We start from the raw sequence: 18,386 nt of genomic DNA on the forward strand, positions 1-18,386 counted from the left end.
ACCGCTAATGTGCGTTAAAATAAAACAATTAGGTCATTCTATGGCTTGACCATAGAATCCATAAAACCAAAATCATAACCGTGCTAAGCACGAGAATGATTATAAATAAAACGATGATTTACTGTAGGGATCGTGCCTATGTGCCGACCCTGATATGTGGACTAATGCAACACATAAGTCATACTACGGCTTGACCGTAGTATCCATAAATAAGGATTTAAATATGGATAAATTTGAAAATGCAGAACAACAATTAGAAACATGTATGACTATATTTAATCCGTTGGATATAGATATAGATGTCTCAGAAGATAACACTATAACAGCAAGCCTAGTTTGCCCTAAATTTGCAGAGGATCCTGCAAATGTTAAGGTAATTTTTGATGTGTATGCTGTAGATAGTACTGATTTTATAACAGATACTTCAATGACTGGTAAACCATCAACTATAAATGTTAGCTTTAGCTATCGCATACCAATACAAGAAGAACCTATTGATACTTTAGGTAATAGTGGTGAAACAACATTAAAAGTAATAGATAAAGATGCTCTAGTAACTACATACACTAAAGTAATAGGCTATTTACAGGATAAGATAAATAAATACGTAACTTCTGATAAATGGACTAAAGATACTCAAAGTATTGCTAGAAATTTAGAAAATGTAAAACTCTACGCCCTAGCCTATGTAATTATTGATAACAAAGTCAAAAAAGGTGATGAAGAAATAACTATTAAGTCAACAAGACCTGATATAGCTATGCACAAGTATAAACTTGATGAGCAAGCAAAAACTGACTATGATGATTTTATGCTAGAGGCTGTAAAAGATAACATAGATAAAGAATTAAAAGATAAAGTTTATTTCTTTAAAACTTTTAAAGAAATAAAAGATCTAAAGGTAGAAGATATCCTTAATGATCATTCTATAAACTCTAAAAAAATACCTAAACAAGAAGATAGATTTTTTGTGAAGGTTGGGTAGGTTTATGACAAACATTATTTATTCTATTATAGCAACCGTAATTGGTGGTATCATCGTATATCTAATTCAAACAAAACTTAGCACTCTCAAAAAAGAAAAAGAAACTAAACTTACTAAACGAAAAACCATATATTTTGATTTAGATGCAACTATTAGTTTTGGAGAAAAAGATCATAATAGTATAAAGCGAGAATATTTCTCTAATTTGGGTATAGATGATGAGTTTATTTATAGCTTTCATAGACTAGTAACTTCCTATGAAAAGTTCAACAATAATCATCGGTATGTTAACTGTAAACAATTATCATCTAAAGAAATACCCTTTGATGATTTATTTATTGATGTTAAAGATTTATCTAATGAATATTTTGAGCAACAATTACAAAACCAAAAATATCTTGTATATAAAGGGGAAGCAAAAATAATTAATCCTCCAAATAGTAATCCTTGGATAGAAATAGTTGCTGAAAAAATTTCAGAACAAAAAAATATTTGTTTTTATATTTCAAGAAACGATCTAATTAAAGACTCTAAATTAACACCCCTTAAAAACTTAATAAATAAACAGACTAAAGAAACATTCTATGTATATATTTTAGGACAGATTAAAAAATCGAATAACACTGATAATTATTATATTCAACCCTATAATAAAAATTTGAGATTTATAAGTATTCCAAATTATAAAAGCTAAGCTTATTTTATAAGGTCTTTATCAGTTAAAGCTTTTATTTGTGCTTGAGAAGTTTTCTTAAGCTGACTCTCATCAAAGTTTTTTGGTAAATTTGCATAAGCATAGATTAACTTATCTAGTGTACAATTTTGTATAGAACTACCAACTATAAAATCTGTACCTGTACAATTAGCTTGTGCTAAATCACAGTCCATAAATTTGCAATTGGCAAATATTCCTGTAGCAAAGTTATCACCTATTCCATTAACTCCTGTGAAATCAGTATCATGCATTTCTACTTTACTAAAATCATTCTTTAGAAACTGAGAGTTTTGTACCTCACTATCTTTCCATTCACTATCGCCAAAGTTACATTGTTGGATATTTTCGTTATATAATGTGGTCTTATATATACTATTACCATTTGCAAAACCAACTTTTAGCCATAAGTTATTACTTAAACTACTATCTTCAATTTGGCTAGCAAAAAATGTAACTTTTAAAAATGAGTTATTTGATAAAGTTGATGAACGTATTATCATCCCACTAAATTGGCTCTTATTAAATTCTGTTTGAGAGATAGTAGCGTTTATTATATCTCCTCTAAACCACATCTCTTTATTAAACTTAGACTCCATAATCTTACAATCATATAGATCTGTAGTATGCAGCTGTGTACTTACAAAACTACATTTAGTAAAAGTACAGTTCTTAAATACAACATTTTTTATAGTCGCTTTATCAAAGTTCACATTATCAAACTGACAATTATTAAACTCACTTTGTCCAATTTGAGTAGCGTTAAACTGAGTATTTGTAAAAGTACAATTATCGTACTTTCCACCAACTATCTTTGCCCTAGCAAATTTTGCATCTGAAAAATCTGCACTAGTATATTTATTTGAAACAATCGCACTATCTTCTGCGATTAAACTAGAAAAATCTGTATCTTGATGATCTATTGTATCTATAGTTTTATCTTGCCAGTCTTTATTGAGTTTTTTAACTTTATCTAATAAAGAATCATAAGCAGGTTTTGTCCATAACTTATCATATACAAAACTGTTAATGCTACATAGCTCTACAGGATATTCTAATATCTCATCTACCATATCAGGACCTAAAGGTACATTATATAACTCAGGCTCTGGACCATATTCACCTTCATGATCTATCTCTTGAACCGTTGGTATATTTGCAACATATTCATCTAATGGACGTGTATTTTGCTCTTCTGCCATATCAAAAACCTCTAAATATTCTCTTCTTCATTCTGCATAGAAATAGGTAGCAAATCATTTTCTCTCAGACCAGTAGTACTAGGACTTAATTCTCTCTCATCCATTGACTTAACATTATCAGAATATAAATGTGGATCATTAAGATCATTTAGTTGAATCATTGCCGTATCATATTCATCTGCTATAGTTATCGAGTTTGTCTCAAATACAAACCTTGTAACAACAACACCCACCCCTAGGGTAGGTAATAAAACTAGAGTATCAACGTTACCCTCATGTTGCTTATGAGTACCAGAGTTATCTTTAGTAAAGATATTTGCTTTATATTTTGGTAGTCTACCTTTTATCTCACCATTACCAAAACCAATCAACTTATACTCTGTCTTGGCATTTAAGCTATCCAACCATTGATCTGGTGAACTCATCATAAAATATTTTTGATCCATAGCTTTAGGGAAACATGGCGTGGCTGCCATAGACTTCTGCTCAGACTTACTATATTTGCCTAAGTGAACTTTGCGAGAACCACATAAAACATGCTTACCTGATAGTCCTGCTGGTTCAATATTTTTATCCACCGGAGTTCTTACTTGATTTGATTTATACTCAAACATTGGCAACTCTAAGCTCATCTTTTTACCAAAATAACCCTGACCAGTTGGGTTTTTTGCATACTCTGGACTACCATAAGCTTTTGTATAGCTAAGAGGTACGACATCTGTAGAGTCGACCTGCTCTACTATATAACCAATACCACTCTTTTGCCAAACTCTTTTAGGTTGTTGAATAATCTTTTTAGTCTTACCACCAACTGTTACTGTAAGCTCTTTCGGTTCATTAACAGGTGGGAGATTTGCATATACTAAATACTCTGGATGAGGTTTATCATACCCCTCATCATAGCCTGTGTTTTGCTCTGCTAAAAGTTTGTTTAGTACCATACTCAACTTATTAATAGGTACTAAGCTCTCTGGATTATTTAATTCAAATCCATAACTAACTGCTAAAATATGCTTAAATTTACCACTCTTACTATCATAGTAAACATTTGGTTGTGCATGTGCATAGCTTGATATGAATTGTTGCATAAGGCTATATTCCTTCTAAGTAAATTGTCTGTGGTCGTCTTTTTTCTGTAGCAATAGTAGTCCAACCTAAATAGACATTATCTTGAGATAAGATCATCGGTATATTTTCAGGTAAATGTAGTGAAATAGAATATATAACATGCTTAGGTAACAAAAAGCGTATTAACTTATTTAAAACAGCATTTTTATTACCATTAGGTAAGAAATCATCTGCCTTTTGCAAATATATATGGAACCTACAACTATTTTGAATATCTATAGTTTGATCACCTAAAACAAAACCTCCATCAAAACCACTATTCTTCTCAGAGAGTTTAGTGAGATTTTTATCCTGCAGTCTAATAGTTCTAGGGGTAAAATTCTCAATGTTAACTTTATCAAAGTCAAAAAATACTTCTATCAATTTAGCAATATTATTAGCTGATAACTTACTTCCAAATAGTAAAGCAGAGCTTTTCATCAAACGATAAAAAACTTGCTTATCATCACTATAGATCTGAAGCGCTAAACCTAAAATATTAGGCCAAATATCTTTTATAATACTGTTATTTCTAGCTAAAACATTCTTTTTAAGTAAACTATCAACCAATAACTCTATAAGACGATTATTAAAGAAATTATAAAAATCATCAAGCTCAAAGCTATCGCTATTTATATCATGTACTACTTGTTCATGTAAGTTTAGAGGTAAAGGACTATTTACACTTTGTAACCCAAAGAAGTTAATAGACACTAAAAGGTTTATTTTGCCATCCTCTTCTTGCCAAGTTATATCCTGAACCTCTCGAGCTGGAAAAGCTAAACTCGCGCTACATTTGTAATTAATTTTTAGGCTATTATTTGATTGTGCCTGTATTAGGAGTAACTTTTTGACAACCACTTCTAGAGACTTATCTAGATATTTGTTTTTTAGTTGATCTAACTGATCTAGCAAATAACTATCTAGTTTAGACATGCTTGCCACTCCATCACAGCACCTTTTTCCATCCCTACAATTTTTAACCTATTATAACTATTAACATCTGCCAAGCTGCTATAGATTTTATTTAGGATAGAGCCAAAAAGGTATAGATCCCCTTCATTAAGGAAGCTCTGCTCATTAATAGTCAACTCAATTACATTTCCGCGAATTACCCTGCCCTTATGATACTCTTGCTCTATTTCTAAATTAACTCTCTTGATCGCATTACAAACTTTTTGAGTTAGAGATTTTTGCTGGCTTTTTCTATACAGCTGAATATCATTAAATAGGACTATCAGTTGTCTAAGTGCCTCTACGTTATTTAGGTTATTCAACCGCACTGAGAAATAATTAAGTAACTGCCATAAATTACTATCTGCAAAATCAGGAATAATTGGTGCTGTCACATGAGTTATATTCTTATATGTATATGATAACTTATTTGAAGTTGAGCAAATATCTCCCTCAGATACGATCTCATGTGTGTTTAGACAAAAGCTTTCTCCCTCTATAGAGATATAAGAATCATCTAAAACATTACTCTCAAAATTTAGGTTAAACTCAGGAGATCCATTAATAGCATTATTAATAATTAGCTGTTTATATAATGGTTTATCATTAAAAGCGCTCTCAAAGTCATTCCATAAATGTATTTGTTGTCTTCTAGAAGAGTTTTTACTAAGACTACTGACTTTTGTTAATCTACAAATGGCCTTATTACTACTATCATCTAATCTCAACTTATGATTTTTATATTTACTATTGTAATGAATTGGCGCTATTGATGCTTTTTCTATATTTATGATTGGTGTTGTATATAACTCGAAGTTTTTCATCGTCATAGGTATATACTCAATACCATCTAACTCTATGGTTATTCTAAGCTTAAACTTTCTTATATCTTGTATTTTAAAATTTTTATCTCTTGTGATTTGTAGATTTACATAATTAAATAAATCAGGATACCTAAAGTAATGCGTAATCAATCTAAAGATATCTGGCTGAGTATTTTCAACACTCACCATATTTAACAAATCTCCTTCTGTCATACTAGCATCAAAGGAGTTAATCTTTTTGTTATTAGAGTCTAAAAGATCTAATTTTATGATTTTTTTCTTCAATAAATAAGCAATTAAAAGACTTGTAGACTGATTCCCTACAATATATAAAGGCAACTTAATATCCTCAAAGTCAAATAAAGACATTTGATAATCTGTATTAAACTCTAAATCTACTATTTCTTTGTTATTATATAGATCTGATTTCACTCCAACCAAATTGATAGGATAAATATCAACATCTGTGAAAGTTCGAAAGCTTAGATTTGCCTCTTTATATTTGCCAGATATTAATTTACCTGCTGGCATAGTCATTTTGTCTTCTTTGGGCTTATCATTTAATCCAAATTTGAGTATTGATACAGATGGATATGGCTGCAAAAATTTAGGCCATATTGTCTGTAAAATGTTTTGAGATAGTTCTGGTATACCATCATCTATGCGTTTTTGCACCTTTGCAGTCAAAAAAGCAAATGCTTCTATCATTCTTTCAACATCTTGATCTTGAGAATGATTCTCTAAAAAAGGAGCTATATTTGGAAAATTTTTAGCATATTCTTTAGCTGTATTCCTTATATGAATTAGCTCTTTTTCATAAACATCTTGAAAGCTCACTAACTCCTCCTTACCATAACTCTTCCAGTATCAGTCATCACAGTCTGATACTCGATATAGTGCTTTTTATTTTGATAATATACATAACCCTCTAATGCAAAAAGTATTTGACCAGGATTTTTTTTGGAATCCACTATTGTCTTTATACCTTTTACTTGCATTCTTTTTTCATATTTATTTACAACTTTTATTATTTCTTTTTCTAAGATTGATAACTCTTGATAGACATTATGAGTTACACCATTAAAATCAGGTAATCCATAGTCTAAACCAAGTAATGTTGATCCTTGCTTAGAGTTTAATAAGAGTTCTAAATTATTAGAGATTTGAAATAGCAAGTCATCAAAACTTGCTTCAGTATAAGAAAAATCTTGAGATTTGATACGGTCAAACAAACTTTTAACATGCATATCAAACCCCTATTTATAAGTTTTTATTTTTGCTCATCTAGGCGACCAACCAAAGATAATGTCACATCAGCACCTTGATATTTGAAGTGAGGACGTACTAGAATCTTAACTGAGTACCAACCTGCATTACCTGGGACATCTGCAACTTCAACTTTAGCTTCTCTTAGAGGTTTTCTACTACGAATTTCAGCTGTTGGATTATCTTGATTAGCAACATATTGAGATAACCAATCATTTAACTCTCTAGCAAGATCAGAAGCATCTTTCCAACTACCTAGTTGTTCCCTCTGCATAACTTTAATATAGTGAGCTATTCTAGAAATTACAAACATATACGGTAGTTGTGTACCAAGTCTATGATTAAGCTCAGCTGCTTTACCTTCCTCAGAAATGCCAAATGTCTTGACTCTTTGAGGAGAGTTTGCAGAGAAGAACGCAGCATTATCACTACCTTTTCTATATGCTAGAGGAATAAAACCAAATTCAGAAAGCTCGTACTCCATACGATCTGACACAAGAGTCTCTGTAGGAATCTTTGTCTCAATATCTCCCATAGACTCAAAGTTGTGTATAGGCAGATCTTCAACAGCACCACCACTAGTTGGACCAATAATGTTTGGTGACCAACGATATTTAGCAAAACTCTCTGTAATCCTAGTTGCAAAAGCAAAAGCTGTATTACCCCAGCTATAATCATTATGCTCTTTTACAGTTTCTTTATAATTAAATGATTTGATAGGTCTTTCTTCAGGATCATAAGGTTCTCTTAATAAGAACTTAGGCATTGTAAGACCTACATATTTAGCATCTTCTGTATCTCTGAATGCATTCCATTTAATGTAAGATTTTTGCTCAAATAGAGATGTTAAATCTTTAATAGATGATAATTCTGTAACATCATTAACACCAAACATCTTCGGAGATACTGCTGATATAAATGGTGCATGAGAAATAGAGCCAACAGCTGCAGCATTTTGTAGTAACTTAACATCTGGAGTTGAGTGTGAGAATTCATAGTTTGCGATCACAGCACCATACGGTTCACCACCGAATTGGCCATATTCTTGAGTATACACTCTTTTATAAAAACCAGACTCACTTATTTCAGCTGCATCTTCAAAATCATCCATCAAATCTTGTTTTGATAGATTCATCATTTCTATACGAGTATTTTCTCTAAAATCAGTACGATTTACTGCAAAATGTAAACCTCTCCATGCAGATTCTAACTGCTGGAATTTTTCATTATGCAAGATTTCATCAACCTGCTTACTAAGCTTATCATCAATCTCAGCAATAAACTTATCAATCAATGAACGATCAACTTTTTCTTCATCATCTTGATGCTTTACGATTTCACCTAATAATGCAGTTAATCCTAATTTTGTCTCATCTCGCTGCTCAGAATCACTACTATCATAAGACACATCTTCCAGTAAGCTCTCTAGCAAAGAACCTTCTTGATTTTGTTGTGTAGACATTATTTAAATTCTCCCTAATTAATAAAAAACTACTTTTCAATATCTTTTGAATCTATACCTAACTCTTGGCACAACTTCTCTAACGATTCTTTATCTTTAACTAAGTTTTGTAACTTTCTTCTAAATTTAGGTACATTGCCTAGAGGGCTTTTAAGTGCTACAAGAGCTTCTCTTAATTGCTTTAATTTTTTAAGCTCTTCTACCTGATCAACAATAGCATCAGGATCAAAATCTTTCATAGAGTTAAACTTCAAGTTGATTGCAACATCTGAATCTTCTTGATCTTCATCTAGCTTATTCTTTACAGCCATATCTAAAGATACATTGTAACTTTTTAAAACGCTGTCAAAGTTGTTTTTATTAATATTTACAGCTTTTCTATCCTCAACAGAAGTTTCATCTTCTCTTTGAGTAAAATCACCAACTGCTAAAAGCTTTAATGGTAACTCTTTTTCCTCTGTTTTATCACCATGGCTGCGATATTTAATATTAATTCTTTCCTTTGGTGCAACACTTCCTTCTTTTGATATACCTTTTGCCATATACACACTCCTTTAAAGTTAAATTTGCATCTTCCTAATTTAGATTATAAGTTAATTAATATACTTCTAAAAGCTTATAAATCAATTTTTTTCATTATATCTTCATTTCTTTTAATTAAGGCCTTATTATCAGTCTCATTTATATGTTCATTATACAAACTCGTTAAACTTCTAAAAACTTGCCTCAACTTACTGTTCTCCCTAATTAGTCCAATAATTAAGGCATCATCATTCACTGACTGCTCTATAATACTAATCTTAGAACTTACGCTTAGATTCTTGTTATTACAGATTTGTAATAGGTAGCTCATTTTTAAGTTTAATGATTTTGCACTTTTAACATATTCAAGAATTTTTAAATGTTGTGTTTCTATATCAAAGTTTTCTATATACTCATCAAACCTATGATTAAACACTACTATATCATCAAATATTTGAGTAAATACCCAATCATATATATATTCTGGAATACACTGTCTTTCAACATAGCTTAATTCAAATAAATCCTGACATTCGTTTAACAACAGACTTAAATCACTAACTATAGCTTTTCTAAATGTCATACATGATAAATCATTAAGTCTCATTTGAAGATCATCTAAAGCTTTTAAAATATACATTTGTATATCTATTAAAAAAGGATTTTTTATAAATAATCTTTCAAGCTCTGCAATTCTAGCAAGAGGATCTGCAATACATAATATCTGATTTAAATCTGCAAAATCTGCCGATATAACCATCTGAGGAATTTCATCAACTAAAGAATCATAATATAGAGTATTCCACAAAACTTTTCTTGATTGTGTCATCAGTGAAAACAATGCTTGTTGATCATCTTTACAAAAAGCCAATCTATCCAGCAACTCAGAAACAATATATTCTCTAACACTAGACATATCCTGAATATTCAATTCTTGATGTGAAGAATCTATGCTACCATGCTCATATTCTTCTTCCTCAAACTCTGACTCAAATTCTTGCTGTGCTGCTAATTCAGCTTCTTCTTGTTCTTTTTGTCTTTCTATCTCAGCTTGTTCTTCTTGTTCTTTTTTAAGACGCTCCTGCTCTTTTTGAGCTAGTATGCGTTTTTGTTCTTTAATTCTATCTTCATTCTCGATAGCATTTTTTGCATTAACAAACCAATCATATATATGCATTAAGGCTAATGTATCATCATTAGGATGAAATTCATTAAACCACTCAACAACAGCTTGCTTTGACTGTTCTACATTATCTAAATCTTTTAACTGTAAATCTTGGGGATTTTTCTCTCTATAATCAGCAATGAACTTAACCATCCACATAACTAAATTAATTCGAGATTTTTTTCTCTTGCCATACGGCATTATATTATCTTTTTCCAAACTCAAAAGGTCTGAAAATATATATAACCCAGCAAGCAAACCAGCTATCTTATACTTTTGATATAAAGCAACAACTACATAAGTAACTATCTTTATATGCTTTCCTTGAGTTGTTAAGACAGTCTTTCCCATATCCAAAATCAACTGCCAGTCAGGTGTCTCAGGAACAACACCTTGAAGCTTTTGGATTTCATTTTCAACTGCTTCAAACTCTTCAGTATATTGAATATCCTCAAGACTAAGAGGTTGCTCAACTTTTTGTGTTAAGTCTTTAATATAATTTTCTAAAAAACCTAGCATATGTCCCTCTTAGAATTTACACTGTAGATTTTCTAAACTTCCTAAGCTATTTATACTACCCTTACCTTTCGTAGTAATCTTATACTTAGCAAAGCTAGTTTTACCAAATCTTATTGTGTAGGATTTATCTTCCGGATTATATTCAAACTGAGATAGTAGTTTAATTAATCCCCATGGCCCAGTATATACATACTTAGTATCATCATCATGATTCTTATAATGCCATATAACTTGGACAGTACCTTGATTTTGAGATTTGCTCGCTGGCCAGTATAAATCTTGCTGGTACTGCGGACCATTGTAGTACCCATATTTTTTACCATTATAGATAATATCAACACCTGATAAATCACTTGATAAAAGTACAGGAGTTAATCCAACAACCATATTTAACTTATCACTTGCTTCACTATTATTATTTTTAGTAAGCGCATCTAGCTGAGATAAGATATTTACTTGTTTAAATAAACTCTTATCCAGAGGGAATTTAACACCATATATTTCTTTAAATGTTAATTCTCCAGTTTTTTCTCTATTCATAAATGGATAAATATTATTATTCATATAGTCCATTAAGGTACTTGTCTTAGACATAGTTTCTTTATAAACATCTAAGCCAATTTCATCTTTAGAATTTGAGAAAGGATAATTTGAAGCAAACTTACTAGCACAAGATTCTGATAGATCTTTATTCCACAATGCTATATCGTAGCTAGCGCCAGCATTAAACATACTATACGTAAAGCTACTTAGATAACTATTAATAAGAGAGGTCATAGCACTAGGTAAGTCTTTAACCATATCTGTTAATCCTACAAAAGATCCTTGCTTATTAGTAGCTATCAACTTTGATACGACAAATGCTTGCTGCTGACTTGTTTGAGTATTATTACTCATAATAGTAACTAATTTTTCAAGCTGTTTTATCTTATCATTAAGTTGATTAACACGATAATCGTTATTAACAAAGCCTGTTATTGATGCTACCATTTTTCTATCAGTATCAGCTGTAGATGAAACCACATCTGTTGTTAAATTAGTCTTCAGCTGAGAGAATATTTCATTGAAAACTTTTAAGTAACTATCATTAGTTTTACTTGCATTATATTTTTCTTCAAACGTTATATGTTTAAATCTAATATCTTTTAATGCTTGCGACCAAATATTTGCATAATCACTCCAATATAGGTTAAATATTTTCTGTTTTGCTTTACCTATATCAGCATCTGTTTGATTAGATGCAGAAGCAAATGCCCATTGGTCTTTTTCTGCTAACTCAAGCTCTTTTACCAAAGCTTCTTTTGAATAATTCTCCCAACCATCAATAGTATAGATATAATTAATACTAACGGGCTTATCAAATAGATTTACATATTTTAGTGATCCTAATATAGTTGGTCTATAGTTAGCCTTTTGCTCCATATTTTTTTGCTTAAACTGTTCATAGGCTCTATAAATATAAATATCTCCACCTAGCACAGCTCTAGCTTTTTCAATTATAGAGTTATCTAACTCGCTATGTAACTTATCAGTAGGCAACAATAAAAGATCATTTAAATAAGTCTCATATGCAGCTAATCTATCATCATCAGCCTTATATATATTTTCCCAATAACTATCAACTGTATCTTGTATAAATTCGGCATCTAAATGTTGTGTCTTATTAAACATTACATAAACCATTAGCCAGTTGTATAACTGCTTCATCTTTTGTGCCTTATCTACAGTCTCATCACTTCCTAGACTGTTAATACGATCAATAAGAGACAACATATTATTTTTAATTTCATTTAGTACATAAGGTTTAAAGACACTCTGAAGCTCTAACTCATAAATTTTATCTAGATTTTGATCTGTTGTTACAGGAAAACCAAAGCCAAAATGATGCCAGCTTCCAAATTCTTTATCTCTTAGCTTAGCAAGATACTCTAATTTTTGTATTCTTTGCCAGTAGGAAGAACTATATAGCGGAGCTCCTATAATAGGTTGTAATGTATTGTTAGTATGTTTTACCTGAGCTAAATAATAAGATGCCTGTGTATACCCTGTTATCCAAGAAAATACTAGACCAACAGCACCAATTCCTGTAACAGTATATACGTAGTTTTTATGCTTAGATAAGAAATGAATAATATTATCAAATATAGTTGTTTTACTTGCTTCCCTAACAACTACATCCTTCATAATATTTTTTAAAAAATAAACATCTGAAGTACTCTTATCAAAATGATGAACCTTATTTAAACAAACCGAAGTAAAGTATACTCCTCTTAAATAAATATCTTTTGTATAACTATTTTCATACACCACATCACTTAAGAATGTGTTTATTTTTTCATTTAGATAAGAAAAATACCTAGCAAAATAAAAAGCCTGATGACTATCAATATTTGAGTTTTTCTTTCTAATAGAAGAAAAAATATTTGCATTAATATTATTTACAATTTCGTTTAGTTGCTCATCTAACCACTCTATAGGCTCATGAACACCAGAAGAAGGTAATGTAACTCCTAGTATACTATTTGTGACATCAAATGTTTTTGAATCAAAGTATTGAGTAAAGCCAGGAATCTTGTCCATGTTTGATATAAAAACATATATTGGAATATCTCTAATACCACTATTATATATTTTCTTCAAAAGGACTTTATATTTATTAAAATCTCTCTCTAACTCTTGAATATTATCAGTTATCAAATGCTCTGCATTTACGCTAATAATTAAACCATCTAATGGTTTTAGTCTACGAGCTCTCTTAATAATCTCTAAAACATCATCAAATAAAGTATTTTCCTCAACACGATCTGCACTAGCCAACTTTGCATTCATATCAATAAATGTTGCATCTTTAGAGCTATACCAATCAAGTGTTGGTTTGTTTACATTTGCACTTGTTTGACTATGCTTAAAATCAAAATGTAAATTACTATTTTTTATAATTGTTGTTTTACCACTATTTGGTAACCCTAGAGTCAAGAACCATGGAGATTTATAAAGTCCTCTTCCACTAAAAAATTTTGAATCTTTTGTTTGAGAATAGACAAGCTCTTTTATTGATTCAGCAAATTTTGATAAATATCCTCCATGCTCTTGATCTGCATTATAAAAGCTTATTTTATAATCTTTATGAGCTTTTATTAGATAAAAAACAATAAAGTATAAAAGTGATAAAAATATTTTAACAATTTCACTAGCAAACAAATCATAACTAGAAAACTGGAAGAAAGGCAATATAACCCATATAATTACCAAAGCACTAACATGGCTTATAACAGTTTTTGAGACTAAATTTTGTTTCATTTATTCACCTCTTTCGAACTCTTAATTCGATCCATAACATTTAAATTTTTAAATACATCAAAGCTAAACTTATCATCTAAGCTATTCGTCTTAAGTGTATACTCAGCCAAGATATCTTTATCATTATAAATTCTAAACCTGTTAACACCTTTCTCTTCACTATATTTTATATTACCCTTTTCAAGGAATTTAAAGAGTCCCCATTCGCCATCAAAATTAATCATATTAGTATCTCCATCTTTTGATGTATAACTAATTGTCACAGGAGACTTATTAATATTTTTAGCAGGCCACTCTATTATAAAATCTTCTTGAGGTCCATTTGCATAGCTATAAGATTTATTGTTAAAGTCTATTGATAATACAGATAAATTCTTATTTAAATAATCTGGGACTAAAAATATTTTAAACCCTATACCTTCTTCAGAGAAAAACATCTCTTCTATAGTATTCAAAGAATTAATCATTGCTAAGAAATCTTCATCATAAGCAAAAGGCTCACCATAATATTTCTTCCAAACATACCCTCTTGAATTTGAACTTTTTTCAATTAATGATGCCAAGTTTTCTTTTATAAACTTCTGCATCACACCATCTTTCTTGAAAAACTCTATAAATGATTTAGCTGAGCTTTGTTTATAGGCATTAAGTTTCAATGGATACCTATCTTTTAAATAGTTATTGAAATAATCTAAAGGTTCTTTCTCCCAACGAGCATTTATCTCTTTAATAGCCATACTATTTAAGACTCTGGTTGTTACATTAACTATTTGTGATGCCCATTTTTTAAGTGGTTCTGGTGAGTTGTTAGCCACTTCCCAAAGGTTAGATAAATCTTTGAATATACCCGCTTCTTTTTTATTTTGAACTAATGTGAAGGCATCGCGATTAGGTTGGCTAGATAAAGATATACTCACAAGAGAATTTCTTATCTTACCAATATCATCAGACATTTCAGGAATCGTTCCGGATGCTTTAGAATCGTTTTCATCGCCTTTATTGATATTTGATTTTTTATACTCGGATAGTAGTTTAATAACTTCATTGTATTTTGAGGTTACAATATTCCTATTGCCACTATTTAGCCCCACTTTACTGGTAACATCTGACATACTAATAAAGTCTGTATTTGTCACAATTCTTTTTAATACAGTTACAATAGAATTATCACTTATAGTTAAACTGTTAAGTACTCTTATCAAATCTTTAATACTATTAGTATTTTGTATATTTATTTTATCTAATGCATCATTCCAAGTATTCAAATAATCATTCCAATACAGAATATCCATATTAGCCTTTAGATTTACTAAAGTTAAATTACTTAACCCTCCTTGATCTCCTGATAAAACCCACATGCTTTGAGCTGCTTTTTTAAGAAAATCAACCTGATTTTTTAGGTATATACTATAATATCCTTTTTTAGTATAAAAATTTGGTACTTTAACAACATTATTGTCAAAAACATAGTTAGTATTAACATCACTTGCTTCACCAAGCAGAGTGTATTGGTCATCAGTATCCTGTAATGCTTGATCTTTTAGCATCTGATATGCTAATACATACGTTGAATCTGATCTTAATATCTCTCTAGCTTTAAATACTAAGGCTTTATTTAGTTTAATATTCTTAGGAATCCCCGATATAACAGTAGCTTCTAAAAGCTCTTCTCTATTACCAAACTCAATTGCTGATATTTTTTGTTCTGACCATATTGATTTAATACTTCTAACAAACATCGTTTCATCGAAGTGTTTTTCATCAACTAACATTAAATATACAGCAAGCCAAGTATGTAAATTCTCGACTTGCATTGAAGTAGGAACCTTCTCCTTTGGTAAATTATCAATAGCTTGCTGCAGCTTATTAGCAATATCTTTTTCTAATTGAGGTATAAAATTAATCTGTATTATATTTCTATAAATCCCTGATAAGTCATCAACTAGAGATTCGTTATAATACAAACCATTTAAGGAAAGATTACTATGCTGATTAATTAAGTTTGCAAAACTAATAGCAGCATTATTAGAGCTAACATTTGAATGTAAAATTTTATTATACTTAGAATCAACTTTATTAAAGAAATCAATATATGATAATGAACTTTTAATCCACAAAACCGATAATACAAAGCCCGCAACAACAGCTATTCCAGATCTACTATAATCTTTATACTTTAGTTTTTTAATATAGTTTTTATTTTCACCAAAATTATAAGCTTCCATCAAAATAACATCTTTGAATAAGTTATCGAGGAAATAAATTCTTTGATCTGTAAAGCTGACACTTTTATCGAACTTCTGCATTCTCATTAAATCAAAGCATGAGTCAGAGTTTTTATAGCTTATGAAATATAAACCTCTTACTACAGTTGTCTTTTGTATTTTATTATCAAATAGGCGATCTAAGCTTGGTTCAATACTTTCTAATGATAAAATAACTTGCTTAGTAAAAGTAATTATTTTCAATACTTTTTCAGCATTTAGTGTACTATCACATTTCACAATTATATTATCATTCAGGGCTGCAAAAAATTGTTGGAACTTTTCCTTAATTTTCATAAAATTTGCAGGTTTACCAGCAGATAAAGTAATTCCTAAGGGATTATATTTAACTTTATTTGATGCTACAGACATATACTCATCAAACCCTGAGATAATCTCTATACCACTAAATGTTATATATATTGGAATTTCAATATTATATTTTTTAGCAATTTTGTCTAAATAGTTTCTCAACTCAAAAATTTCAGATTGAATCTCTTTTTGATAGTTACTAATTGAAGATTTTGATTCAAAAATTTTATCTAAACTAATATTATAAACAATTCCATTTATAGGATAATGATTATTTATTCCATATAAACAACGAAATAGACCGTAAAAATTCTTTACATCAAAAAGAGAAATCAGAGCCTTATCACTAGATATATTCCAAGCTAATGCATCACTAGTAAACTTATCAACTGATATTGAGTCATTTGTTGCATTACTTTTTTTAGAGGAATGTCTTAAAACAGCTTCTAAACTTTCTTTATTCTCTCCTAAAATGGCATAGATAGGTGTATCTTTTTTATTTATTTTTTTTCTTTTCTTTAATAAAGAAACTAAACTTTTTAACTCCGCTCTTACCTTTACATCCGTTAGATTAAGTTTTTTAGATTTCTTCTCATTTCTTTCTACAAAAAAAGCTACAACTTTAGAAAAACTTAACAAGTTTTTCTTATATAGCCATACTCCTAGAACAGCAATTAGAACAAAGAAAGTTGTTAAAATTTTAGCTGTACTAGACTTTAAAATAGATAAACCAAAAATAGATATTCCTGGAATAACTACCCAGATTAATAGTAAAATTACACAAAAGATAACTGCTATAAGAAACCATCGACTTTTGACAGCTTTGTTTAACATAAGCAAAATCTTTTTAAAGAAATTAGACATTTTCAGCTCCTAACTTATCATCATTTTTGATTTATTACACTTTCATCTGAAGATGTGGAAGGAGAACTTTCATATGACGTTATAAGTTGTTGTTTTGTATTATCAATATCCTTGATAACTGGGGATTCTGCCTGATTTATGAAAAAAGACAGTCCAATATATACAACTGTTAAGATAGCAAATATAACTCCAAAAAATATAGAAAAAGTATGTTTATATTTAATAGGAGCTTTTGGCTCATAGTCTGTTTGCCAATGCTTAGCAACTGAAGCATCATCGTGTAATTCTCTATATTGACAAATAGCATCATACGACTCTCTCTTAAGTCTATCAAGCATAAGTTTGCCATTAGATTTATTAGAAAACTGCCCTTTAAAACCAAGACATATACATATATAAATTAGTTCAAAAAGTTCAAGATATTCTGATATATTATCTAGACAATACAACCTAATTTTAAAAAAGGTTTCACCACCCCAAGATTCATTAAAATTTGTACTTAACATAGACTGTTGAGACCAATGGATATTTTGTCCATACTCTGTAGATAAAATCGCCTCATCTATAAAGGCACATAAAATATACTTAGCACTTTTCAGAAGATTTTCACCAACACCATCTTGCTGACATCTAATGGTAAATTTAGTTAATCCATCTGAAAGAGTCATTTTTAACTTATCAACACTAAAATCAATCGATTTATTAACTACTTGATAATGCACTGCAAAAATTTCACTAGCATATTTCATCAGATTATTTGGCCCAAACATATATTCAAGCTTAGATATTTTTTGAAATAAATTTTCACTAGTTAATTCTCTAGCATCTTGCTCTCTAATTTCACCAAAACTTTGCTGAGTAACTTCATCGTTTTCAGCTAGTGGCATAAATATCGTTTTATCGTCATCATTGTTATCGTACATAATAA

At 30.0% G+C, this 18,386-nt stretch carries 13 protein-coding genes; 2 read left to right on the plus strand and 11 right to left on the minus strand.

Annotated features, from left to right (window positions below):
* Positions 1–223: 223 nt before the first annotated feature.
* Both QI37_RS01570 and QI37_RS01575 read left to right on the plus strand, forming a co-directional pair.
* Entirely contained in the window at positions 224–985 is a 762-nt protein-coding gene (locus QI37_RS01570) for a hypothetical protein (RefSeq protein ID WP_040007934.1), read from the plus strand.
* 4 nt (positions 986–989) lie between these two features.
* The gene (locus tag QI37_RS01575; RefSeq protein WP_040007936.1) at positions 990–1,679 is read left to right on the plus strand and encodes a hypothetical protein; all 690 of its coding nucleotides are present in this window, start codon (positions 990–992) and stop codon (positions 1,677–1,679) included.
* A gap of 2 nt (positions 1,680–1,681) precedes the next feature.
* Here QI37_RS01575 and QI37_RS01580 read toward each other — a convergent pair whose 3' ends face one another.
* The 11 genes from QI37_RS01580 to icmH form a co-directional block, all read right to left on the minus strand.
* Positions 1,682–2,899 carry a pentapeptide repeat-containing protein gene (locus tag QI37_RS01580; RefSeq protein WP_040007938.1) on the minus strand — a complete coding sequence of 406 codons (1,218 nt, stop codon included), beginning with the start codon at positions 2,897–2,899 and terminating at the stop codon, positions 1,682–1,684.
* Between the two features lie 11 nt (positions 2,900–2,910).
* Entirely contained in the window at positions 2,911–3,987 is a 1,077-nt protein-coding gene (locus QI37_RS01585; protein ID WP_040007940.1) for a DUF2169 domain-containing protein, read from the minus strand.
* A gap of 4 nt (positions 3,988–3,991) precedes the next feature.
* Complete coding sequence (locus QI37_RS01590) at positions 3,992–4,942, minus strand: type VI secretion system baseplate subunit TssG (protein WP_040007941.1); 951 nt, start codon at positions 4,940–4,942, stop codon at positions 3,992–3,994.
* Positions 4,930–6,621 (minus strand): type VI secretion system baseplate subunit TssF, encoded by a 1,692-nt coding sequence (tssF, locus tag QI37_RS01595; RefSeq protein WP_040007943.1) that lies wholly within the window; start codon positions 6,619–6,621, stop codon positions 4,930–4,932. Before tssF ends, QI37_RS01590 begins: the two co-directional genes overlap by 13 nt.
* Positions 6,621–7,031, minus strand: coding sequence for a type VI secretion system baseplate subunit TssE (tssE, locus tag QI37_RS01600; protein ID WP_040007945.1), 411 nt, complete (start codon positions 7,029–7,031; stop codon positions 6,621–6,623). The genes tssF and tssE overlap by 1 nt, the downstream gene beginning before the upstream one ends.
* 23 nt (positions 7,032–7,054) lie before the next feature.
* On the minus strand, positions 7,055–8,512 hold the full coding sequence (gene tssC / locus QI37_RS01605) for a type VI secretion system contractile sheath large subunit (protein WP_040007946.1): 1,458 nt from the start codon (positions 8,510–8,512) through the stop codon (positions 7,055–7,057).
* A 29-nt stretch (positions 8,513–8,541) separates the two neighbouring features.
* Positions 8,542–9,054 carry a type VI secretion system contractile sheath small subunit gene (tssB, locus tag QI37_RS01610; protein WP_200883202.1) on the minus strand — a complete coding sequence of 171 codons (513 nt, stop codon included), beginning with the start codon at positions 9,052–9,054 and terminating at the stop codon, positions 8,542–8,544.
* A gap of 74 nt (positions 9,055–9,128) precedes the next feature.
* The gene (locus QI37_RS01615) at positions 9,129–10,718 is read right to left on the minus strand and encodes a type VI secretion system ImpA family N-terminal domain-containing protein (protein WP_040007948.1); all 1,590 of its coding nucleotides are present in this window, start codon (positions 10,716–10,718) and stop codon (positions 9,129–9,131) included.
* Between the two features lie 9 nt (positions 10,719–10,727).
* A complete protein-coding gene (locus QI37_RS01620) occupies positions 10,728–14,018 on the minus strand; it encodes a type VI secretion protein IcmF/TssM N-terminal domain-containing protein (RefSeq protein ID WP_040007949.1) in 3,291 nt (1,096 codons plus the stop codon).
* Positions 14,015–17,458 carry an ImcF-related family protein gene (locus tag QI37_RS01625; protein WP_040007951.1) on the minus strand — a complete coding sequence of 1,148 codons (3,444 nt, stop codon included), beginning with the start codon at positions 17,456–17,458 and terminating at the stop codon, positions 14,015–14,017. The genes QI37_RS01620 and QI37_RS01625 overlap by 4 nt, the downstream gene beginning before the upstream one ends.
* Positions 17,459–17,478: 20 nt before the next feature.
* Entirely contained in the window at positions 17,479–18,381 is a 903-nt protein-coding gene (gene icmH / locus QI37_RS01630) for a type IVB secretion system protein IcmH/DotU (RefSeq protein WP_040007953.1), read from the minus strand.
* Between the last annotated feature and the right edge of the window lie 5 nt (positions 18,382–18,386).

This window comes from Candidatus Francisella endociliophora (assembly GCF_000764555.1).
GTDB classification, from domain to species: Bacteria; Pseudomonadota; Gammaproteobacteria; order Francisellales; family Francisellaceae; genus Francisella; species Francisella endociliophora.

Coding starts and splice junctions, on each gene's coding strand:
- QI37_RS01570 (WP_040007934.1), top strand. CDS start 224: ATGGATAAATTTGAAAATGCAGAACAACAATTAGAAACATGTATGACT.
- QI37_RS01575 (WP_040007936.1), top strand. CDS start 990: ATGACAAACATTATTTATTCTATTATAGCAACCGTAATTGGTGGTATC.
- QI37_RS01580 (WP_040007938.1), bottom strand. CDS start 2,899: ATGGCAGAAGAGCAAAATACACGTCCATTAGATGAATATGTTGCAAAT.
- QI37_RS01585 (WP_040007940.1), bottom strand. CDS start 3,987: ATGCAACAATTCATATCAAGCTATGCACATGCACAACCAAATGTTTAC.
- QI37_RS01590 (WP_040007941.1), bottom strand. CDS start 4,942: ATGTCTAAACTAGATAGTTATTTGCTAGATCAGTTAGATCAACTAAAA.
- tssE (WP_040007945.1), bottom strand. CDS start 7,031: ATGCATGTTAAAAGTTTGTTTGACCGTATCAAATCTCAAGATTTTTCT.
- tssC (WP_040007946.1), bottom strand. CDS start 8,512: ATGTCTACACAACAAAATCAAGAAGGTTCTTTGCTAGAGAGCTTACTG.
- tssB (WP_200883202.1), bottom strand. CDS start 9,054: ATGGCAAAAGGTATATCAAAAGAAGGAAGTGTTGCACCAAAGGAAAGA.
- QI37_RS01615 (WP_040007948.1), bottom strand. CDS start 10,718: ATGCTAGGTTTTTTAGAAAATTATATTAAAGACTTAACACAAAAAGTT.
- QI37_RS01620 (WP_040007949.1), bottom strand. CDS start 14,018: ATGAAACAAAATTTAGTCTCAAAAACTGTTATAAGCCATGTTAGTGCT.
- QI37_RS01625 (WP_040007951.1), bottom strand. CDS start 17,458: ATGTCTAATTTCTTTAAAAAGATTTTGCTTATGTTAAACAAAGCTGTC.
- icmH (WP_040007953.1), bottom strand. CDS start 18,381: ATGTACGATAACAATGATGACGATAAAACGATATTTATGCCACTAGCT.